The organism is Solibacillus sp. FSL W7-1436 (assembly GCF_038007305.1).
GTDB lineage: Bacteria > Bacillota > Bacilli > Bacillales_A > Planococcaceae > Solibacillus.
Window position 1 is genome coordinate 3,048,507 of record NZ_JBBOWV010000001.1, and the last position, 22,794, is coordinate 3,071,300.

At 41.2% G+C, this 22,794-nt stretch carries 18 protein-coding genes; 17 read left to right on the forward strand and 1 reads right to left on the reverse strand.

The window, feature by feature from the left end:
• Nucleotides 1-20 precede the first annotated feature (20 nt).
• From MKX73_RS15015 to MKX73_RS15060, 10 genes are all read left to right on the forward strand, one after another.
• Complete coding sequence (locus MKX73_RS15015) at nucleotides 21-1,127, forward strand: glycoside hydrolase family 88/105 protein (protein WP_340718147.1); 1,107 nt, start codon at nucleotides 21-23, stop codon at nucleotides 1,125-1,127.
• Nucleotides 1,128-1,350: 223 nt separating this feature from the next.
• Complete coding sequence (locus tag MKX73_RS15020) at nucleotides 1,351-3,129, forward strand: sensor histidine kinase (protein WP_340718148.1); 1,779 nt, start codon at nucleotides 1,351-1,353, stop codon at nucleotides 3,127-3,129.
• A complete protein-coding gene (locus tag MKX73_RS15025; RefSeq protein WP_340718149.1) occupies nucleotides 3,122-4,657 on the forward strand; it encodes a response regulator in 1,536 nt (511 codons plus the stop codon). The genes MKX73_RS15020 and MKX73_RS15025 overlap by 8 nt, the downstream gene beginning before the upstream one ends.
• A gap of 232 nt (nucleotides 4,658-4,889) precedes the next feature.
• Nucleotides 4,890-5,720: a 5-dehydro-4-deoxy-D-glucuronate isomerase gene (gene kduI / locus MKX73_RS15030; protein WP_340718150.1), complete on the forward strand. Its 831-nt coding sequence runs from the start codon at nucleotides 4,890-4,892 to the stop codon at nucleotides 5,718-5,720.
• A gap of 19 nt (nucleotides 5,721-5,739) precedes the next feature.
• Nucleotides 5,740-6,522, forward strand: a complete 783-nt coding sequence (kduD, locus tag MKX73_RS15035; RefSeq protein WP_340718151.1) for a 2-dehydro-3-deoxy-D-gluconate 5-dehydrogenase KduD — start codon at nucleotides 5,740-5,742, stop codon at nucleotides 6,520-6,522.
• A gap of 77 nt (nucleotides 6,523-6,599) precedes the next feature.
• The gene (locus MKX73_RS15040; protein WP_340718152.1) at nucleotides 6,600-7,442 is read left to right on the forward strand and encodes a sugar phosphate isomerase/epimerase family protein; all 843 of its coding nucleotides are present in this window, start codon (nucleotides 6,600-6,602) and stop codon (nucleotides 7,440-7,442) included.
• 155 nt (nucleotides 7,443-7,597) lie between these two features.
• Nucleotides 7,598-8,695, forward strand: a complete 1,098-nt coding sequence (locus MKX73_RS15045; protein WP_079526491.1) for an ABC transporter ATP-binding protein — start codon at nucleotides 7,598-7,600, stop codon at nucleotides 8,693-8,695.
• A gap of 126 nt (nucleotides 8,696-8,821) precedes the next feature.
• Nucleotides 8,822-9,766 (forward strand): sugar kinase, encoded by a 945-nt coding sequence (locus MKX73_RS15050; RefSeq protein ID WP_340718153.1) that lies wholly within the window; start codon nucleotides 8,822-8,824, stop codon nucleotides 9,764-9,766.
• An 8-nt stretch (nucleotides 9,767-9,774) separates the two neighbouring features.
• Nucleotides 9,775-10,404, forward strand: coding sequence for a bifunctional 2-keto-4-hydroxyglutarate aldolase/2-keto-3-deoxy-6-phosphogluconate aldolase (locus MKX73_RS15055; RefSeq protein ID WP_340718154.1), 630 nt, complete (start codon nucleotides 9,775-9,777; stop codon nucleotides 10,402-10,404).
• A gap of 281 nt (nucleotides 10,405-10,685) precedes the next feature.
• Entirely contained in the window at nucleotides 10,686-11,675 is a 990-nt protein-coding gene (locus MKX73_RS15060; protein WP_340718155.1) for an HD domain-containing phosphohydrolase, read from the forward strand.
• 420 nt (nucleotides 11,676-12,095) lie between these two features.
• Here MKX73_RS15060 and hmpA read toward each other — a convergent pair whose 3' ends face one another.
• Nucleotides 12,096-13,256 carry an NO-inducible flavohemoprotein gene (gene hmpA / locus MKX73_RS15065; protein WP_340718156.1) on the reverse strand — a complete coding sequence of 387 codons (1,161 nt, stop codon included), beginning with the start codon at nucleotides 13,254-13,256 and terminating at the stop codon, nucleotides 12,096-12,098.
• Between the two features lie 243 nt (nucleotides 13,257-13,499).
• On the opposite strand from hmpA, the gene MKX73_RS15070 reads away from it, so the two are divergent.
• The 7 genes from MKX73_RS15070 to MKX73_RS15100 all read left to right on the forward strand — a co-directional run bounded on the left by MKX73_RS15070 (nucleotide 13,500) and on the right by MKX73_RS15100 (nucleotide 22,695).
• Entirely contained in the window at nucleotides 13,500-13,949 is a 450-nt protein-coding gene (locus MKX73_RS15070) for an RrF2 family transcriptional regulator (RefSeq protein ID WP_340718157.1), read from the forward strand.
• 52 nt (nucleotides 13,950-14,001) lie between these two features.
• Entirely contained in the window at nucleotides 14,002-14,748 is a 747-nt protein-coding gene (locus tag MKX73_RS15075) for an SDR family NAD(P)-dependent oxidoreductase (protein ID WP_340718158.1), read from the forward strand.
• 247 nt (nucleotides 14,749-14,995) lie between these two features.
• The gene (locus MKX73_RS15080; protein WP_340718159.1) at nucleotides 14,996-16,210 is read left to right on the forward strand and encodes an argininosuccinate synthase; all 1,215 of its coding nucleotides are present in this window, start codon (nucleotides 14,996-14,998) and stop codon (nucleotides 16,208-16,210) included.
• An 87-nt stretch (nucleotides 16,211-16,297) separates the two neighbouring features.
• Nucleotides 16,298-17,671 carry an argininosuccinate lyase gene (argH, locus tag MKX73_RS15085; protein WP_340718160.1) on the forward strand — a complete coding sequence of 458 codons (1,374 nt, stop codon included), beginning with the start codon at nucleotides 16,298-16,300 and terminating at the stop codon, nucleotides 17,669-17,671.
• Between the two features lie 552 nt (nucleotides 17,672-18,223).
• A complete protein-coding gene (ltrA, locus tag MKX73_RS15090) occupies nucleotides 18,224-19,483 on the forward strand; it encodes a group II intron reverse transcriptase/maturase (protein ID WP_340718855.1) in 1,260 nt (419 codons plus the stop codon).
• A gap of 169 nt (nucleotides 19,484-19,652) precedes the next feature.
• The gene (locus tag MKX73_RS15095; RefSeq protein ID WP_340718161.1) at nucleotides 19,653-21,266 is read left to right on the forward strand and encodes an MFS transporter; all 1,614 of its coding nucleotides are present in this window, start codon (nucleotides 19,653-19,655) and stop codon (nucleotides 21,264-21,266) included.
• 277 nt (nucleotides 21,267-21,543) lie between these two features.
• Nucleotides 21,544-22,695, forward strand: coding sequence for a toxic anion resistance protein (locus MKX73_RS15100; RefSeq protein ID WP_340718162.1), 1,152 nt, complete (start codon nucleotides 21,544-21,546; stop codon nucleotides 22,693-22,695).
• The last annotated feature ends 99 nt before the right edge of the window (nucleotides 22,696-22,794 follow it).

Below are 22,794 nucleotides of genomic sequence, written 5' to 3' on the forward strand. Positions count from 1 at the left end.
AGCTAAAGGAGATGGCACAAATGAGAACGACATCCGAAAACATTACGGTTAATACACCGCTTGCACTGGCGGAAAAAGCATGTAAGGCGATTATGAATACTTATACACCGGATCAGCTGCCACCGGCGAATTCCTTCCATTATCATCAAGGGGTATTTTTATACGGAATGCTTCGAGTATGGGAAGCGACTGGGGAGCAGCAGTATTTTGACTATATGAAAGGATATATCGACAGCCTGATTGACGAAGAAGGGAACTTATATTTTGCACGGGATGAGCTGGATTCTGTGCAGGCCGGCATTTTACTGTTCCCATTATATGAACAGACAAAGGACCGTCGTTATTTAGTTGCCGCGAAAAAACTCCGTCATCTGCTGTATTCGATTAACCAGACGACAGAGGGCGGTTTCTGGCATAAAGATAAATATCCTTATCAAATGTGGCTGGACGGGCTGTTCATGGCAGGTCCGTTTATGCTTATGTACAATAATCATTTTGTCGAAGAAGAGCTTGTACTGAATGTTGTACGCCAGGAAAAACTGATGCGTACACATATGAAAGATGAAAAAACGGGTTTACTGTTCCACGCATGGGATGAGAAAAAAGCGCAACCATGGGCAGACCCGGAAACAGGGTGCTCACCGGAATTTTGGGGACGTTCTGTCGGATGGTACGGGACGGCACTTGTCGATATATTGGAACTGATCAACAGTGCACGCGGTCAGGAAGATATCGTCCAGTCATTGAAAGATCTAGTGCCTGCCATTACAAAGTTCCAGGATGAAAAGACGGGATTATGGTATCAAATCGTGGATAAGGGCGATCGCAGCGATAACTGGCTGGAATCTTCATGCTCATCCCTGTTTATTTACTTCATTGCAAAAGCGATTAAACTAGGATTAGTTGATGATTCTTACCGATCAGTAGTAAATAAAGCATATGACGGAATGATCGAGCATATGGTCGATGTGAAAGAGGATGCGGCCAATCTAAAAGGTATCTGCATCGGCACATCAGCAGGGATTTATGACTATTATGTGGACCGTCCGACTTCAGAAAATGATTTACACGGTATGGGCGCATTCATTTTAGCAAGCATGGCTTTGCATGAAATTACGGCAAAATAATATAAATAGAGAAAAGGTACCCGAATCAAGGGTACTTTTTTCTTGCCTTTGAAAAAATAAATGTATAGAGCTTACATATTATGTTAGAATAATTGAAATATAAAGAAAATATAGATTCTACTACTTTATTCTATTTGTATGTGCTTTATGTTTGAAATATCTTATTCTTATATGAGAATGGAATGTTTGGTAGGTGTGGCATCTGGAGCGATTGAGGGCATTTTTGTATAAATATATTTTTCATTCATTTAAAACAACGATGAATATGCTGTTTTTGCCGATTGTGATTATATGTATTTTAGTGACCGGCGGTGTGTCAACATATATCGCAACGGCCCAAATTGAAGAGAATACGTATCAAAGTATGAACGATACGATTTATCAGACAAAGAATTATTTGGACCATACCCTTTCTGATTTGTTTTCGCAGCTAGTGTCTATTTCCTATGATACACGGCTCGTCAACTTATTGATGAAGGAGCAGGAGCAAATCATACCCGAAGATTATATTCCGATTGATAAAAATCTGCAAATTATATATGGGCGTTACAGTACAATTTTGGAATCGGCTACAATTGATCTGAACGAAGGGGAATTTTTAATTTATCAAAGCGAATTTACGAGGAAACCTGTTATTGATTATGATGACTTCTTCGTGAATTACCGGGCAGATAGTGAAAATTTTAAATGGAAAAATGTGCATGAAGACGTCGCGTTCCATACTGGAAATGCGGTGATGTCGATGTACAAGCTTTTGGAACTGAATGAGCTGGAGAAAAGAGGTATTGTGCTCTTTAATATTCGGGAAGAATTTTTCGGGAAGGTGCTGAGTCGATCACTCATCGGGGAGAATGGTTATTTGGCGCTTATTTCAGATGACGGCATCTATCAGTCGAAGGAGCTTGAATCAAAATATACGCTTGATGATGAGACATTTCAGAAACTGCATCAATCAACGACTCCAAAAGATCAAATTACATATACAAATGAAGACAACGAGGAAATGATTGTCATTTACGATACGCTTGAGTCCAATGGCTGGAAAATTGCAGCGATTATTCCTGAAGACAATCTTTTGAACAAAGTGGAGTATATAAAAATATTCGCCGTGTTTTTAATTATCATCATGATCGGACTCGTCGTATTTGTAACGAACATTTTTATTTTCTATATGTCGAAACCATTTCAGAAATTGGCGAAACAGATGGATCTCGTCAATGAAAACCATCTTTTTCTCGAAGAAAAAATTTCAGGTCCAAAAGAGATGCGCGTGTTGAACCGCGGTTTTATCGAACTGGTTGACCGGATTAACGGGTTGATGGACCAGGTAATTTTGGAGCAGGAAGAAAAACGCCAGCTGGAATTTGCGATTATGCATGCTCAAATCAATCCGCATTTCCTCTATAATACGCTTTACTCGATTAAAGGGCTTTGTGATATGGGCATGACAAAAGAAGCGAGTCAGATGGTCACGGCATTATCGAATTTTTTCCGAATCGGGATCAGTAAAGGGAAAGAAATCATCTCTGTAAAAGAAGAAATCGAGCATATCGAAAACTATTTAATCATCCAGGAGATGCGCTATGGGGATGATTTTACGTATGAAATCGATGTGGAAGAAAGCATATTGGAAAATGAAATCGTTAAACTTTCGTTGCAGCCGATCATTGAAAATGCGATCTATCATGGCGTAAAACAAAAGCGCGGACAAGGAAAGATTGTCATTAAAGGGTACCGGGATGCAAATTATGTTTATTTGGAAGTTTCGGACAACGGAACAGGAATTCCAGCGGAGCGGCTTGAGGCGATCCATGCCGAGCTGCAGCTGAATTATCAAGAGCAGAAGCAATATATCGGAATTGGCATAAAGTCTGTCAATGACCGAATTAAAATGCAGTATGGGGAAGCTTTCGGACTCACAATCCGAAGCAAATATGGTGAAGGAACATCGATGATTATTACTATTCCGGTGACAACAGGGGGCTTGACAAAGGATGTATAAAATAATCGTAGTAGAGGATGACCGCATAATCCGTCGAGGCATCTGCCAGACGATTCCATGGGGAGAAAACGGGATAGAAGTAGTAGGAGAAGCAAGTGACGGGGAAATGGCACTTGAACTGATTGCACAGCAGCAGCCACATCTCGTCATCTCTGATATTAATATGCCTTTTTTAAACGGGCTCGAAATGGCACGTCAACTAAAAGAAATCAGCCCACAGACAAAATTTATCTTTTTAACCGGTTATGAGGATTTTAGTTACGCGCAGCAGGCTGTACAGTTAAAGGCATTTGATTACTTACTGAAACCGGTCGATTCGGAACTGCTGCTGGAAAAAGTGAAGGAAGCACTAGCAGAATGGTCCGAAACGTTTTCGAATGAACAGTTGCTCGTGGAATCGCGCGCAATACGGCAACAGAAATTTTTTAAGCAGCTCATGGCAGTTGATGAAACGGAGACCGATATCGAAAAAGGGCTTTCGGATTTGGATGTACACTTAGACGGGACATGGTACACGGCAATTGTTGTTCATGTTGGATGCGAAGGGCAGTTGCCTGAGGAGCAGATTGTTCAGCTTGCTTCGACAAAAATTGATGAAGACAAATTTCATCTGCTGTCGGCAGAGGACAATGAATGGGTATTGCTGATCGGTCATGATGAAGCAGGTGAAGCTGTTGACCTGGCAACCTTCTTGCTTGACCAGCTGCCGGATGCCACACTGGCATATGGGCGTTCATATACGAATTTGTTCGAAATTGGCCGTTCGTTTATCGAGGCGAAAATGGCGTTGGATCTGCGCTATATTATGGGGACAGGCAAGCTGTTTTCAATTGATGATAAAGTGACGAACGGCGAGCAGACAGCGGAAGATTTAAGAGCGATTGATGTGAAACTGATTGCACAGATTAAGCAAGGGGTTCCAGAAAAGGTAGAGGAGCTGCTTGAAGAATTTCATGATGCAATCATCGACTATCAGTCATTATCGCTCGCGGATCTGAAAGTAATGACGCTAAAATATGCAACACTGTTATCATTTGAAATCGACCGCTGGAGTAAAGACGAAGCTTCGACCCACTCGGCTGATGTATATAAGGCAGTAATGGAAATGAATTCACTGCAAGACATGATGCAAATTATCCGGAAGCTTATTCACCAATGGTCGGAAATTCTTTATCAAAAAGAGGAAAGCAAGTTTAAAAGCCATGTTGATCTCGCAATTCACTATATGAATGAATATTATTCGGACAGTACATTGACATTGCAGAAACTGGCCAAAATGATTCATGTAAGTGCACCGTATTTAAGCAATCTGTTTAAACTCGAAAAAGGGTTTAATTTTGGGGACCATTTACTCGAATTGCGCATGAAAAAAGCGATGGAACTGCTGCGAGAAGAAAGTTTGAAAACATATGAAATCAGTGAGCAGGTAGGGTACAGCAATCCGCAATATTTCAGTATTTGTTTTAAGAAATATACTGGCCATACACCGGCCGAATTCAAAAAGAAACTGAATCCGAATGTCAGCTAGCGGTATTAATTGCCGCTAGCTTTTTTGTGTTTCTTTTTGAAGACCGTACGTATGTGTACAAATTTTTAAGAAAAGCGTTTGATATTTTAAGGACATCGTTACGTAACATTGTAAACCCTTACATCGTTTTTTATAATCGGATTGTAACAATATTCAGAAAACAATAGCAGAGGTTATGAAAAACACAGACCTAGATGTTTGAAACTGTTCATTAACCGGAGGAGGTAGCAAAATGGAAACACGTTATGCCAATCACCCTGAAGAGATTAAACGCTATAATACGGACGAATTGCGTCAGCATTTTTTAGTGGAAACACTTTTTGAACTTGGAAAGGTACATTTAACATACACACATGTGGACCGTATGATTTTTGGCGGGGTTACACCTGCAGATACGGAACTGACGATTGAACTGGATAAAGAATTAGGCGTAAGTTACTTCTTGGAGCGCCGTGAACTGGGCATCATCAATATTGGCGGTGATGGTGTTGTTGTATTGGATGGTATTGAATATGACATGCAGCGCCGTGATGGATTATATGTAAGCCGAGGTACAAAACAAGTGCTGTTCCGGTCAAACGATGCGGAAAATCCGGCGAAATTCTACATCAATTCCACACCGGCACATCATACATACCCGACGGTGAAAATTGATATTAACAACATTAAACCGTTAGAAGCAGGTGCACCGGGTACATTGAACGAACGAAAAATCTATCAATATATTCATCCGAATGTTTGTGAGAGCTGCCAGTTGCAGATGGGCTTGACGATGCTGTCACCGGGCAGTGTGTGGAATACAATGCCTGCTCATACACATGAACGCCGCATGGAAGTGTATTTGTATTTTGATATGGAAGCAGATACTCGCGCTTTCCATTTTATGGGGCAACCGGACGAAACACGTCATCTTATTCTGAAAAATGAACAGGCGGTAATTTCGCCGAGCTGGTCAATTCATACAGGGACAGCGACAAGCAACTATACATTCATTTGGGGAATGTGCGGAGAAAACATTACGTATGACGACATGGACCATGTAAAAATGGAAGATTTACGCTAAGCGAATGGAGGAACATTAGATGACGCAGGAAGTAGCCGGTTTTTCATTAGATTATTTTAGCTTAAAAGGAAAAGTTGCCATTGTAACAGGCGGCAATAAAGGATTAGGTCAGGCATATGCGGTCGCTTTGGCTAAAGCGGGAGCAGACATTTTTGTCATTGCACGCAGCGCGGACTGGAGTGAGACAGAACGTTTAATAAACGATACAGGCCAAAAGGCAACATTTTACCAGGGTGATTTAAGCGATCGTACGATTATCAAACCTGCTGTAGAAGCTTGCCTGCAAGAATATGGCACAGTGGATATTTTAGTGAATAATGCCGGTACGATCCGCCGTTCACCATTACTGGACTACCCTGAACAGGACTGGGATGCGGTAATGGAAATTAACTTAAACTCTCTATACCTATTAAGCCAGGAAGTCGCAAAAGTAATGGTAGAGAAAAGAAGCGGGAAAATTATCAATATCGCATCGATGCTTTCATACCAGGGCGGTAAATTTGTTCCGCCATATACAGCGAGTAAACATGCCGTTGCCGGTTTAACAAAGGCATTTGCCAATGAACTGGCAGAGCATAATGTACAGATTAACGCGATTGCGCCAGGTTATGTGGCGACAGATAATACGGCTCCGATTCGCCAGGACGAAAAACGCAGCGCGGAAATTCTTTCCCGTATTCCTGCAGGACGTTGGGCTACGACTGCAGACTTGATGGGATCTGTCGTTTACTTGGCAAGCCGCGCTTCTGATTATACGAACGGTCATATTTTAGCCGTTGATGGCGGCTGGCTGGCAAGATAACTACTAAAATAATAGAAAATAATTATAAGCCGTATCACGCAATGCTGATACGGCTTTTACTAAAGGATGTGGGAATAATGAAAGCCAATTTAGGGATTCGTGCACATGATCTGGAAGCAGAAAACTTACAGGAGCTTGCGGGAAACGTAGCGCAAAGAGGATTTTCAGCAGTTCAGCTAGCACTTGCAAAATCCATTACAGAATTCACAACAAGTACAGGATCACTTTCACCAGGCTATGGGCATTATGTAAAGTCTCTTTTTCAGCAACACGATGTCCGCATTGCTGTTTTAGGCTGTTATATTAATATGATTCATCCGGATTTAGCTGAGAGACAGCGGCAGCTCGATCGTTTTAAGGAGCATATCCGTTTTGCACGTGATTTCGGCTGCAGTATAGTCGGAACAGAAACGGGCAGTGTCATTCCGTCGCTCGGTTACAGTGAAGATAATTTTACCGATGAAGCTTATACGGAAGTTGTAAAAAGTGTGCAAGAACTCGTAGAAGAGGCAGAAAAATTTGGTGTCATCGTCGGCATTGAAGGGGGGATCAATCACCCGATTCACACACCGATGCGGATGAAGCGATTATTGGAAGATGTACCGTCACCGAACCTGCAAGTCATTTATGATCCGGCGAATTTTATGAGCTTGGAAAATGTCCATGATCAGCATCGGGTAATTGATGAAGCTTTTGAATTATTCGGCGACCGAATCGTGATTGTTCATGCGAAAGACTTCATTGTGGACAATGGTGAAATTGTAATGGTGCCAGTCGGGACCGGCCAGCTCGATTATAAGTATTTAGCGGAACGACTGAAGAAGGAGAAGCCGTTCCTCAATATTCTTTTGGAAAATACGCGCGATCCTCATATTGCCGACAGCATTCGTTATATACATGACCGCTATGAACAAGCATAAAACTGCGCAGTGATGAATCGAAATATGCCAGATATTATAAGATTTTAAACAATTATCTAAAAATTTTAAATTATTTCTGAAAGCGTTTTCTATTACTATTAAATTAAGAAGCACATTAGCAGTGTTCACACGGAATCGATCGAGGGGGTAAGGAAATGGCAGAATTAAAATTAAATAATATTTATAAAATTTACGATAATAAAGTAACCGCTGTAGATAATTTTAACTTGCATATCGAGGATAAGGAATTCATCGTTTTTGTTGGTCCTTCGGGTTGCGGAAAATCGACAACTTTACGGATGATGGCAGGCTTGGAGGAAATTTCAAAAGGGGATTTCTATATTGATGATAAGCGTGTAAACGACATCGCACCAAAAGACCGCGATATCGCAATGGTATTCCAAAACTATGCATTGTACCCGCATATGACGGTTTATGACAATATTGCATTCGGTTTGAAATTACGTAAGCTGCCGAAGTCGGAAATCGATGAGCGAGTACGCAATGCGGCGAAAATTTTAGGCATTGAAAATTACTTGAACCGTAAACCGAAAGCTTTATCTGGTGGACAAAGACAACGTGTTGCATTGGGCCGTGCCATTGTACGGGATGCGAAGCTGTTCTTAATGGACGAGCCGCTGTCAAATCTTGATGCAAAGCTGCGTGTGCAAATGCGTGCTGAAATCATTAAATTGCACCGTCGTATCGGGACAACGACAATTTATGTAACACATGACCAGACAGAAGCGATGACGATGGCGAGCCGTATTGTCGTAATGAAGGACGGCATTATTCATCAGGTAGGGGCACCGAAGTATATTTATGATAATCCTGAAAATGTGTTTGTTGGCGGCTTTATCGGTTCACCTTCCATGAACTTTTTAGATGGACGTGTAGAAGATGGCTATTACCAGCTGGGAGACAGAAAAATAATAATTCCGGAAGATAAAATGACGATGCTTCGTCAGCAAGGTTATGTCGGGAAGGAAGTTATTTTAGGAATTCGTCCTGAGAGCTTTTTCGTAGGGGAAGAGACGGCGGAGCTTGATCCTTCTGTTGTGTCTCAATATGAAATCGAAGTTGCGGAGTTAACAGGTTCTGAAATTATGCTGTATTTCAAAATCGGCGACCAGGAAGTTGTAGCATTGACGGATGCGCAACAAACAATTGAAGCAGGACAAAAAGTCAATTTTGCCGTCAATACGGATAAAATGCATTTCTTTGATAAAGAAACAGAAATACGTATTCGTTAATACCGGTGGGAGAAGCCATAGAGAAGCTTCTAACTTAATAGAAGGAAGAAGGCTGTCCAAAAGTCATTTACTTTTAGGACAGCCTTTCTTTCAACGATTACTTGTATGAAGGCAGGGGGAAAGCTCATGAAACGAAACTATATTTTTACTTTAGGGGATGCGCTAATTACATTTAATCCGGTGGCTACAGGTCCGTTACGCTATGTTAATTCATTTGAGCGCAAGTTAGGCGGGGCCGAACTGAATTTTGCCATTGGCTGTGCAAGATTAGGGCTTCCTGTTAAGTGGATGAGCCGATTAGGCGGGGATGAATTTTCGAAATATATTTATAACACCGTGCGCGGCGAAGGCATCAATATGGATTATGTGGAGTATGTGTCGGGCTATCCGACATCGCTGAATTTTAAAGAAATATTGGAAAACGGCTCCGGGAAGACATTTTATTACCGTTATCAGTCACCGATTTTGACGATGACCGAAGAGGATATCGAGGAAACGATGTTTGATGACATAGCATATGTTCATCTGACGGGCGTGTTTTTGGCCATTGCACCGCAAAACCTGCAAATTGTACTGGCAATTTTACGTATCGCAAAAGCTAAAGGCATTCCGGTTTCTTTTGACCCGAATATCCGCTTGAAACTTTGGACATTGGAGCAAGCAAGGGCTGCCTATTATGAGATTTTCCCGTATGTCGACATTTTATTGACCGGGCTGGACGAAATCGAAATGATAATCGGTACTACACCATTTGAACAGTTTGCCGCTCAGTATGACATTTCCGAACTCATTATTAAGGACGGTGCAAATGGTTCGAAAGCTTATGTAAACGGGCAATGGCATATTGCGGAACCGTTTCAAGTAAAACCTGTTGATACAGTTGGCGCAGGTGACGGTTTTGATGCGGCATATATTGCCGGGTTAATGAAAGGCTATGATGTGGCCGAGCGTCTGCGCATGGCGAATGCTGTTGGTGCAATGGTAACAACGGTAAAGGGTGACAATGAAGGGTTGCCTGAATTCACAGATGTAGAAGTATTTTTAGGACAAAAAACGCTAGTTGAAAGGTGAGGGTTCCGATGAAAAAATATGAAGTGATCCACCAACTGAAAGAGCATAAAATTGTAGCGGTCATTCGCGGAAGCTCGGTACAGGAAGCGACAGAAATTATACAAGGTGCTGTACAAGGAGGAATCCGCCTTATAGAGCTTACATATACAACACCGTTTATTCAGGAAGTATTTGAGGAGATTCGATCATTAAACGCTATCATAGGCGCTGGAACCGTTTTAGATTCGGAGACGGCAAGACATGCCATTTTATGCGGTGCGAAATTTATTGTCAGCCCGGGCTTTAATGAGGATATCGCGAGATTATGTAACCGCTACGGCGTGCCCTATTTACCTGGGTGTATGACTTTAAATGAAATAGTAACGGCACTGGAAGCGGGCTGTGACATCGTGAAACTTTTCCCGGCGAACCATTTCACACCCGGCTTTATCCGTTCGGTGAATGGGCCGTTGCCTCATGTGGAAATTATGCCGACAGGCGGGATTGATGCCGACAATATGCAGGGTTGGCTCGATGCAGGTGCTGTCGCTGTAGGGATTAGCAGTGATTTAACGAAGGCCTACGAAACAGGTGGTGTTGATGCTGTAGTAGCTGCGAGTCAGCAATATTGTAAAAAGCTGTTAGTAGAGGTAAGGTGACGTTTAGTTCACCGCTTATATTCTCCAATCGAAACGTCAAAACCTTTCACCCACATTGGTTTTGACGTTTTATTATTTATTTATAACTCCCACAAACCATCTACAGTCAGCAAGTAAAAATCTTGAAATTAAAAAATCGATATAACGAGTGGTAAAAGTGTCATTATTAACCAAGAACAGGAGCGCATTAATCTTGTTTTATCAGTATAATATTCCCATGTGATTTTCTAACGAGTCGGCACAATGTCATAAAAGAAATAAAATGAAACAGGAGGCTGTTTATGAAAACGATGCTGCAGTTACCTTTCCAACTAAAAGGCTTTTTGGAATTGGGGGATGCTGTACTGATAACAGACAGTAATCATATTATTTTAGCAGTCAATGATACATACCAAGAGGTAACAGGATTTGATCGAAACAAAATTACCGGTTTGAAAGCGGGATTCATTAAATCAAACCTTACAAGTAAAGATACATATCGTGCAATGAAAGAGTCCCTAAAGAAGCAGATCCCTTGGTCAGGAATTTTTGTGAACCGAAAGAAATCGGGGGAACTGTGGCATTCATCTATAACGATTACACCTTTCAAAATAGGGGAGGAATTGTTTTATATAGGTGTTTTTCGGGCGTTAGAACAGCTGGAAGAAGGCTTATACTTATCGGAAGACAAAAAAATAGAAGTGCAGAGAGAGCTATTGAAAGTGCTGGCCATCTCCTGTGAAATCCGTGATCCCGGAACGGAAGAGCATTTACTAAGAGTTCAGGCATTGACGGAAAAACTTTTGAAGGCGCACAATGAGAAAAATAACCTTCAGCTGGAATCCAATTATATCAACACTGTCATTCATTCCAGTATATTGCACGACATAGGAAAAGCCGGTATGCCAGAAGGGATTTTATATAAACCGGGTGCATTGACCATCTATGAAAGAAAAATAATTGAAATGCATCCGTTGACAGGCGCGGATATTCTAAACAAAATGTCGAAGGAAATCAATTATGATTTTATAAAGAGTATGGAAGTCGCCGAAAATATCATATTGTACCACCATGAAAAGTGGGATGGAACAGGCTATCCGTTCCATTTACAAGGTGAGCAGATTCCACTGGAAGCAAGAGTTGTATCGGTTGTCGATGTATTTGATGCGCTAACAACGCGCAGACCGTATAAAGATTCCTGGCCGGAAGAAAAAGCATTGGCATTTATTGAGGAAAACAAAGGAAAACATTTTGACCCGTTAATTGCGGAAACCTTTATCAGCCTGTTTTAAAAAATGAATCCGGTATTATATCGGACTCATTTCTGAAATATGAGAAGTTCCGGGCGGTTTATTAGAACATCGCCCGAACTTATTAGAAAACCGGTGCACCACCGCATTAAAACTTCGCGATTTTATAGTAGAAGATTCGGTCTGCCGCATATATTAGAACTTTTTCCGATATATTAGAACATCCGCCGTACATATTAGCAGTTCTCGACCCCATATTAGAAAATCCAGACCACTTATTTGAACATCGGTGACTTATATTAGAAGATCGTTGTTTTATTAGAACTTTTACACGTTTATTAGAACATCTCACCAATATATTAGAAACTTACGGTATATTGAAAACAGAATAGCAAAAGCGGTAGAAAACAAAAACCAGTCTCCGGTATGGCTACCGGAAACTGGTATTTTTCTCCTAATAAATTAAGCTGTTTTCTTAATCTGTAACGCCATCGCTGCACCGAAGAATTCATAATGAATTTTCTCTGCTGGTACACCTAGTTCAACTAAGTATTGGATCACAGTTTCCATGAAGACTGTTGGGCCACATACATATACTTCCGTACCAGGAACCAGGAATTCCTCGATTTGCGCTTTTGTAATATAACCGTCTAAATCTGAATAAACCGCTTTATATTTACCGTCTGTCGCTGCAACGTTTTCTTCGATTGTTTCTTTAAATGCCGCTACATTTTCGTTGCGTGCACATTGGATGAATGATGCTTGGCGGCCTTCAATTGTTTTCAGCATTCCTTGTAATGGTGTTACACCAACACCACCGCTGATAAATAGGACCGGGCTGTCATTGTCGACTAATGTGAACACACCTGCAGGAGCACTTACATCCACTTTTGTACCGATTTCTGCGTTGTGCAGGAAGTTTGAAACAATTCCGTTAGGCGTTACATCATCCTCACGTTTTACAGAAATGCGGAAATAATCTTCCGACCCGTCTGTTAATGTATATTGGCGGTTCATTAAGTATTGTTCACCAGGTACCTGTGTGCGCAATGTAATGAATTGACCAGCTTTGAATGGCGGTAACTTCTCGCCGTTCACTGGTTTTAAATAGAATGATTTGACTGCTTCGCTTTCTTCCACAACTTCTGCAATTGTAAATTCTTTGAATGCGCGCCAGCCTCCAGCATTTTCTGCTGCTTTGTATAAATCTTCTTCAACTGAGATGAATACATCTGCAATGACACCGTATGCTTTAGCCCAAGCGTCGATAATTTCATCTGTTGCCGCATCTCCAAGCACTTCTTTGATCGCTTCCAATAAATATTTGCCGACAATCGGATAATGCTCCGGTAAAATACCTAAACTTACGTGTTTATGTGCAATTTGGACAACAGCCGGAACGATTGCCTCCAAGTTATCGATATGCACTGCTGCTGCATAAACAGTGTTTGCCAAAGCTGTTTGCTGACGATCTTTCTTTTGGTTTGTATGGTTGAAAATGTTTAGTAATTCAGGGTTATCTCTGAATAAGTTTGAATAGAAAGTTTTAGTAATGGCTAATCCATGTACCTCCAATACAGGTACTGTTGATTTAATAATATTGATTGTTTGTTGTGCTAACATACATTGCACGTCCCCTCAAATTTGGTTGTTTGTTTCTTGCACCATCAATATACTGCTAAAAAAATGTTAAAGCAATATCAAAAATACATCTTTAACAGATCTGTCACAAAGATATATCAGAAATACATCTTTAACAAAATGGACACAAAACTATATAATGAATTCATCGATAAACATAAGCCGTTCTATTCGAACATTTTTTTTAAAATGTTATACTTAAGTTGAAGAAAGATGGTGAACAGCGTGCGGTTAACAGTATATACGGATTATTCTTTACGTACGCTCATGTATTTAGGTGTACGGGGCAGAGAAAATTTAGTTACAATTCAGGAAATTGCAGATGCGTATCAGATTTCCAAAAACCATTTAATGAAAGTAACCCATGATTTAGGGAAACATGGCTATATTGAAACAATACGCGGTCGCGGCGGCGGAATACGTCTGGCGCTTGAACCTGAACAAATCAATGTCGGTGATGTCGTCCGTAAGACAGAAGATGACTTTCACCTTGTGGAATGTTTCAATCCGGAAGGGAACCTTTGCAAAATATCTCCGGAGTGCCGACTGAAATTTGCCTTAGGTGAAGCATTAAAAGCATACTTGGCTGTGCTTGATACCTATACATTGGCGGATGTGCTCGTATCGAAAGACATTTTAAGTGAATTATTCGGCATTACCCAAACTAGTAAATAACCGTTTACTAGTTTTTATATTACCCAAAAATAAGATAATGAAGAGGGAAGCCATGAAAAAGACAGTTTTTATTACCGGTGCGACAAGCGGTATCGGGCGCATTATTACAGAAATGCTAGTAAAAGAAGGACATACCGTTTATGCAACTGGCAGGAATGACAGTGCCATTAACTATTTAAATGGCATAGGAGCGATCGCCTACAAAGCGGATTTACGAATTCCATCTCATATCGATGAAGTTGTATCACAACTACCGCCAATCGACATCGCCATTTTAAATGCCGGATTAGGTTATTTTGAAAGTGCCGTTGATTTAGCAGACGAGGAAATCGATCAGATGCTCGATGTCAATGTCCGTGCGCCGATCTACTTGGCAAAACGTCTGGCACCGGCATTGATCGACAGAAAGAACGGTCACTTTATCTTTATAGGTTCGCAGGCAGGCAAGGTCGCTACAAAAAAAGCGAGTGTTTATGCAGCGAGTAAACATGCAATTACCGGTTTTGTGAATGGCCTTCGTCTGGAGCTGGCAGAATACAATATACACGTTACCGGAATTTATCCCGGACCGATCGATACACCGTTTATTCAGAAAGCCGATGCAACGAACGCTTATAAGGATGCAATCGGGAAATACCTGCTGCCGCCTGAAAAAGTCGCGAAAGAAGTTGTCCATGCAATCGTGAAACGCCCGCGTGAAGTGAATCTACCACGTATTATGAGTGTTACAAGCAAATTATATGCAGTAGCACCAGCACTTGTAGAATTTGTCGGTAAAGGTTTCTTTAATAAGAAGTAAGTGTGAGAGCATTCGATTTTTCAGTCATAAAAATTGATATGCTCTCTTTTGTAATCTGCTGCAATTAATAGCATATTTATGCATGAACGAGAGCTTGTGGAAACTTCCGGAACGAATGTTTTTAGATTGTATCAAAAAGTGAAAAAATTTATATAAATGCAGTTGCGTTTATTTTTATAACGTGTTACTATTCGTGTATAAACTATTAATTCAGTGTATAAACATACATCATTTGGGGGCAATTAACATGGCGAACAAAAAAGTCGTATTGGCATATTCAGGTGGTCTTGATACATCAGTAGCAATTCCATGGTTAAAAGAACAAGGTTGGGACGTAATCGCAGTATGTCTTGATGTTGGTGAAGGTAAGGACTTAGAATTTATCCGTAACAAAGCACTTCAAGTAGGTGCTGTTGAATCATATATGATCGATGCAAAAGATGAGTTTGCTGAAGACTTTGCATTAATCTCATTACAAGGACACACTTGGTATGAGCAAAAGTATCCATTAGTTTCTGCATTATCTCGTCCATTAATTTCTAAAAAATTAGTAGAAATCGCAAATGAAACAAATGCCGATGCAGTAGCACACGGCTGTACGGGTAAAGGGAATGACCAAGTACGTTTCGAAGTGTCAATCAAAGCATTAAATCCGGATCTTGAAGTTTTAGCACCTGTACGTGAGTGGGGCTGGAGCCGTGACGAAGAAATCGAATACGCAGCGAAACACGGTGTTCCGATTCCTGCAACACTTGATTCACCATTCTCGATCGACCAAAACCTATGGGGCCGTGCAAACGAAGCGGGTGTAATGGAAGATCCTTGGGTTGCACCACCAGAAGAAGCATACGGTTTAACGGTTTCATTGGAAGAAGCACCGAATACACCGGAATACGTTGAAATCGAATTTGTTGAAGGAAAGCCTGTTTCGATTAACGGTATTCAAATGAAACTAGCAGACTTAATTCAAGAATTAAATAAAATTGCTGGTGAACACGGCATCGGACGTATCGACCACGTTGAAAACCGTCTAGTTGGTATCAAGTCTCGTGAAGTATACGAAATTCCGGGTGCGAAAGTATTATTGACAGCGCATAAAGAATTAGAAGATATTACATTAGTAAAAGAATTGGCGCATTTCAAACCGATCATCGAACAAAAACTATCTGAAATCATCTATAACGGTCTTTGGTTCAACCCGATCCGTACAGCGCTTCAAGCGTTCTTAAAAGAAACGCAAAAGTATGTAAACGGAACAGTTCGTGTAAAACTTTACAAAGGCCATGCGATTGTTGAAGGACGTAAATCTCCAAATTCTCTATACTCTGAAGAATTGGCGACATATTCTAAACATGACCAATTCAACCACGCTTCTGCTGTAGGCTTCATCGAATTATGGGGTATGCCGACAGTTGTTGCATCAGAAGTAGCAAAAAGCGCAAAACAACCAGTAAATAAATAATTAGATATACGGTTATTGAAGTGAGCGATTCGGAACCCGAGTCGCTTCTTCTATTATTAGGAACATAAGTTGAGGAGTGAAACTACTATGGCAAAATTATGGGGCGGTCGTTTCCAGAAATCTGCAGAAAGCTGGGTTGACGAATTCGGGGCATCGATTGGCTTTGATCAGCAGTTAGTGTTGGAAGATATTGAAGGTTCTGTAGCACATGTCACAATGCTTGGTGCACAAAATATTTTACCAAAAGAAGATGTCGAGAAAATTCTGGACGGTCTTGCACAATTAAAAGTAAAAGCCGAAGCGGGTGAACTGGAGTTTTCGGTTTCCAATGAAGACATCCATTTAAATCTTGAAAAAATGCTGATTGATCTGATCGGTACTGTTGGCGGGAAGCTTCATACTGGGCGCTCACGTAATGACCAAGTCGCAACAGATATGCACTTATTCTTAAAGAAACGCGTACCTGAAGTAATCGGCTTAATCGAGCATTTCCAAAAAACGATTGTCGAGCAGGCAGAGCAGAATGTGGATACGATTGCACCTGGCTACACGCATTTACAGCGTGCACAGCCAATTAGTTTTGCCCACCATTTAATGGTGTACTTCTGGCAGCTGCAACGTGATAAAGAACGTTTTACAGAATCAATGAAGCGCATTGATATTTTACCTTTAGGAGCCGGGGCGATGGCAGGTACAACATTCCCGATCGACCGTTTGAAATCAGCTGAACTGCTTGGTTTTGCGGAAGTGTATGCCAATTCAATGGATGCGGTAAGTGACCGTGATTTTATCGTTGAATTTTTATCGAATTCAGCTCTATTGATGACACACTTATCACGTTTTGCGGAAGAAATCATTATTTGGTCAACGGATGAATTTAAATTTATCGAGCTGGATGATGCATTCTCAACAGGATCATCTATTATGCCACAAAAGAAAAATCCGGATATGGCGGAACTGATTCGTGGGAAAACAGGCCGTGCATACGGGAACTTAATGGGGCTGTTAACAGTTTTAAAAGGTACGCCGTTAACGTACAACAAGGATATGCAGGAAGATAAAGAAGGCATGTTCGATACGATGGAAACGGTATTAGGATCACTGAAAATTTTCGAAGGCATGGTTCGTACGATGACGGTCAACAAAGCGCGTCTACACAGTGCGGTACATTCAGACTTTTCGAATGCGACAGAGCTTGCGGATTATTTGGCGACGAAAGGAATGCCGTTCCGTGAAGCGCATGAAGTAACAGGAAAGCTTGTATTTACATGCATCCAGCAAGGAATCTACCTGCTGGACCTGCCATTGGAAGAAATGCAGAAAGAATCTGCATTAATTGAAGAAGATATTTATGCAGTACTTGCACCGGAAGCTGCTGTAAGCCGACGTAATTCATTAGGCGGCACAGGTTTTGAGCAGGTGGCACTTCAAATTCAAAATGCGAAACAGCTGTTAGTATAGCGATGGATGTCCTGTAAAAATTTTTACAGGGCATTTTTTAGTGTGCCGGGCATGTCTGCCAACTAGGTGATGAAAGTTCACTGTGGACGTTGGGATATGCGAACCATTAGCCGAAGACAAGGGTGTCCGTGGCGACGCGGAATCTGAAGGAAGTCCTAGGCAAAATCTTGGTCTGAGGAATACGAATCGTATGAGGTTGATTCATCTGGATAAGGTTGCTAAACAAACTGAAGTCCCAAATATCCTCGGAAGATGAGTCAATAAATGCGGCAGATAGATGAGAGGAAAGTGGGCAGGCTTACCCCGGGAGATCTGATGAATAACCCCAGAGGAACCTGTGCAGTGATGTACAGCTGAATCATCAGAAGTCAGCAGAAGCCATAGTACCAGCAATGGGAAGGGCTGAACGAAAGGAGTGAACGTGAAGGAGAATATTACATGGAGATGAAGATACAGAACCGAAAGGGCTACCCTAAAAGTAAGGTACGGAATACCTCATGTTTAGGTTTAGCGTGGAATCTATCATGTGCATTTCTCTATACACGCGAACATATGGAAGGATTAATCAACGTAATAATAAGCAGAGATAATTTGAACGAAGCTTTTGAGAAAGTGCGTAAAAATAAAGGTGCAGCCGGTGTCGATGCGAAAGATATAGAGGCAACCCGCCAATACTTAAAAGAGAATAATACTCAGATTATCGAAATGATTAAAACAGGTAAATATAAACCGCAACCGGTTAAAAGAGTTGAAATTCCCAAACCAGATGGAGGGAAACGACTATTAGGAATTCCCACGGTTACAGACCGTGTTATTCAACAAGCGGTTGTACAAGTGTTAACCCCAATACTAGACCCAATGTTTAGTAACTATAGTTATGGGTTTCGCCCGAATAAAAGTGCTCATCAAGCAATTGAACAAGCAAGAAGTTATATTGAGGAAGGTCATAAGTTTGTCGTAGACATCGACTTAGAGAAATTCTTTGATAGAGTTCAGCATGACAAGCTGATGTCACTCATGGCGAAATATATTTTATGTAAACCGACATTAAAGCTAATAAGAAGTTTCTTAAACGCTGGTACCATGATAGACGGAACTTTTATTCACTCAAAAGAAGGTACGCCACAAGGTGGACCGTTAAGTCCATTACTGAGTAATGTAATCCTTCATGAACTTGATAAAGAACTAGAGAAACGCAATCATAAATTCGTTCGTTACGCAGATGACTGCAACATTTATGTCAAAAGTGAAAGAGCAGGAGAACGAGTTAAAGAAGGCGTCACGACATTTATCGAAAAGAAACTTAAATTAAAAGTGAATGAAGAGAAATCAGCAGTGGGAAAGCCGATAGCACGTGTATTTTTAGGTGTGAGCTTCTATAACGCCAGAGGTGTAATCAGAGTATACGTGCCAAAGAAATCAAAGAAGCGTTTCGAAGAAAAGCTAAAATATATTACAAATCGTAATTACTCAATTGATATGGAATCGCGCATTCAGAAAATCAATTATCTCATTCAAGGATGGGGCAACTATTTTAAAATTGCCGACATAAAATCCTACGCAAAGGAAATAGATAGCCATATTCGAAGAAGATTAAGGGCATGTCGATGGAAAGAATGGAAAAGAACCATAACAAAATATAGAAACCTCAAAAGACTAGGTATCAACCATAACGATGCCTATAGAATGGCCAATACTCGTAAAGGGTACTGGCGCTCCTCAAATAATCCAATCATCGACCGAGCATTAAACAATAAATATTGGTTAAAACTCAAGTTGAAAAACCTCGCTACAATCATTAATCCTACATAAAACTTTTGAACCGCCGTATACGGAACCGTACGTACGGTGGTGTGAGAGGTCGGTTAGCCAATTAATGGCTAACCTCCTACTCGATTGCCTTTTAATGGTATTTTTTCTTATGTAAATTAAAACTTAGCAGTATAATAATAGGTAACTTCTAAAAGAAAGGAGTCTTTTTATGACAAATACAAAGACTTCGCAAACATGGGTGCTTACGTTATTTGCACTTGGCGTATTTATGGCTGCACTCGATAACGGAATCATCAGTGCCGCACTGACAACGATCAACAGCTCGTTTAATGTCGAAGCAAACTGGGGAGCCTGGGGTGTTACACTGTACACACTCGGGTTGGCAATCAGTGTTCCGATCGTAGGGAAACTTTCAGACCGTTATGGACGCAAGAAACTGTTTATTGTGGAAATTGCGTTATTTGGTCTTGGTTCACTGCTCGTTGCACTTAGCCCGAACTTTACGTTTTATCTGATTTCCCGCTTTATCCAGGCGATGGGCGGAGGTGGTATTTTTATTATCGGTACTTCGTATGTCGTCAGTACACTGCCTGCGGAAAAGCAAGGGAAAGCATTAGGGTTGCTTGGCGGAATGAATGGGGTTGCCGCTGTTTTAGGTCCGAATATCGGAAGTGTCATTTTGGATCTGACAGGCAGCTGGCATTGGCTTTTTTTAATTAATGTGCCGATCGCGATTTTCCTTGTGATCATGGGTTATCTCAAACTGGAGGAAACGAAAGATGCAGCACCCGGCAAGCTTGATATGACGGGTACGGTCCTGCTTTCTGTCGCGATTTTAGGGATTATGTACGGGCTGACAAATATTGAAGGGATTAACTTTTTCAGCTCTCTTATCGAACCGACAGTATATCCGTATTTACTAGCTGGCATTATCGTACTTGTTATCCTTTATTTCTATGAAACTCGTCTTGAGCGCCGTGGTGGGGACCCGATTCTACCGGTGGCATTAATGCGTCAGCCGACTTATTTACTGACATTGCTGTTAGGTCTTCTATCTGGTGCGATGCTTGCTGCAATGATTTTCATTCCGGCCTTTTCGGAGCAAGTATTGGGCATTAAATCCGAGCATGCCGGGTATTGGATGACACCGCTTGCACTGGCTGCAGGTATTGGGGCAGCGGTTGGCGGTATTTTAGTCGATAAAAGAGGCCCGGTTTTAGCGGTCCTGTTTTCAGGTCTCGTTGCGGCTATCGGCTTTTTCCTGTTCCCGACTTGGATTGATGCCAAATGGCAGTTTGTCATTGCATCCGTAATTGGCGGTGTCGGCATGGGGGTACTACTAGGTGCACCACTGAACATTTTGGCGACTGAAAAACTCGAAGCAAATAAAGGGACGGCTTTAGCGTCATTATCGTTAATCAGAACAATCGGGATGACGATCGCGCCAACGATTTATGCAGGATTTATCGCGCGCGGCTTCAGTGAAATTCCATCGCTATTTAAAAACGATTTCCAAGGAATTTTGCAGCAAAATGTACAACAGGCAAATTTATCTGAACAGGCAACTGCGGAGCTTGCTCAAGTGGGCAGTCAATTCGCGGCGGGCGGTCAGTTTTCCGAGGAACAAATGATGACTGTCGTTCAAAATATTCAGGATCCGACGCTTAAAGAAGTCATTTTGAATTCTGTCAATGAAGTAACGGTCATGGCAGCACAAAACGGCTATGGCGGCCTATTTTACTCGGCGGTTGTCATTGCCATCTGTATTTTTGCAGTTGGATTGATTTTGAAACCGATTCGAAAAAAATCATTGGAAATTTAAAAAAGTGTTTTAGGTTGAACAAATTAGGGTAATTTATCTTTAGACTCATGCAAAGCTTGTGTGGGTGTGAAGTCTCTCCCCCAATAGTAGACTTACAAAAAGTGTCCTTTTGCGCATAAAAGGGCATTTTTTGTTGTCAAAAAGCGATGCATTTGTATGGGATAGCCTTAAATTAGAATATTCGCAATGTTTTGCGTTATAATTAGCAGGAGCAGCATGAAACTTTTCATCAAAATTTACGTAAATACTAGTAATACATAGAATGGGGGAATCGAACATGGCTGAAAATCCATTATTTGAAGATTTAAATAAACGTACCGAGCAAGAGCCGGCACAAACGACTGATATTGTCGAACAACCACAAAAACAACTTGTTTCGGAACAGGAGCTGTCTCAAATCCGTCAGCGTCAGGAGCAGTTAAAACAACAGCCGCAAGTTCAGCAGCTTGCAGAAAAAATCGATGTGAAAAACCAAATCGCGGTTCTCGAATTCGGTAAAGAAACAGCCCAGGGCATTTCAACGTTTTCAGACCGTATGCTCGCAACGATTAAACAGAGCAATTTGGAAAAATCAACTACATTACTGAACAATTTAAATAAAATTATGGACCGCTTTGATCCCCAGGATTTCCAGGAGGAGCAGAAAAAAGGTTTCCTGAAAAAACTGTTTTCAAAAAGCAAAGAGCAATTGGAGCGCATTTTATCCAAATATGACACGATGAACAAAGAAGTCGATGTCGTTTATAACGAAATTCAGAAGTATGAAGTGGAAATGAAACGTAATACCGTACAGCTGGAACAAATGTATGATGAGAATTTAAATTACTTCCATACATTGAGCGAGCATATTGCGGCAATCGATATTAAAGTAAATGATTTACGTCAGCAACTGCCTGCATTGTCGGCAAAAGCGGATTCCGGTGACCATGAAGCGATAATGGAACTTGAAACGATTACACGCGGAATCGAACTGCTGGAGCAACGTGGCTACGATCTTGAAATGGCGCAGCAAGTTTCTTTCCAGTCAGCACCGCAAATTCGTTTAATGCAGCAGGGGAACAACCATCTAATCGGAAAAATCAACTCGGCATTTGTAACGACAATTCCGATTTTCAAACAAGGTCTGATCCACGCCGTTACAATGCAGCGACAAAAGCTTGTTTCGGATTCGATGGCTGAACTGGACCGCCGTACAAATGAAATGCTTGTACGAAACGCGGAAAATGTCCGTCAAAATTCGGTCAACATTGCACGCCAGGCGGGAAGCCCGAGCATCAAAGTCGAAACGATTGAAACAACTTGGAAAACGATCATTTCCGGTATTGAAGAAACAAAACAAATTCAGGCAGAAACAGTGCGTAATCGTGAAGAAGGACGCAAACGTATTGAACAATTACAGCTTGAATATGAAAAATTAAAGAGCATGTAATCAAATAAATTATTGTTAAAAGGCATCGAGCAACCTCTGTTCGATGCCTTTTGTCATTTTCGGAAACGCGCTATATTTTTCTATATTTTTTTTGAAAAT